Annotated in this window: 1 protein-coding gene; it reads right to left on the bottom strand. The window is 54.9% G+C overall.

Annotation, left to right across the window (positions count from 1 at the left end):
- A partial coding sequence (locus ACTHS4_RS12195) for a hypothetical protein (RefSeq protein WP_440366021.1) occupies positions 1-215 on the bottom strand: 215 nt, incomplete at its 3' end.
- Positions 216-253 lie beyond the last annotated feature (38 nt).

Genomic DNA, 253 nt, shown 5'->3' with positions numbered 1-253 from the left:
CCACTTGTGTGGGCATGAGCACCCGCGGCCCCTGTTGAACCGCTCAGACTGTGAGCATGAGCCCCCGTGTTATTCGTCGATTTGGTGCCGTAATCGAAACTGCCTGTTGTTTTCGTCCCGTAATCAAACGACGATGTGGTTTTCGTCCCCAAATCCGTACCGGATGCACTGGCACTGTGGGTGTGCGACTTAATTCCATCCTGTTCCTGAGACAATACAGCACGACCGCTGGCGGGTTTCCCCTTGATTGTCC

Source organism: Neisseria sp. P0014.S009, assembly GCF_051958155.1.
Lineage (GTDB): Bacteria > Pseudomonadota > Gammaproteobacteria > Burkholderiales > Neisseriaceae > Neisseria > Neisseria flavescens_C.
Note: the sequence above shows the minus strand (reverse complement) of the source record. Positions and strands in the feature narration are given on the sequence as shown.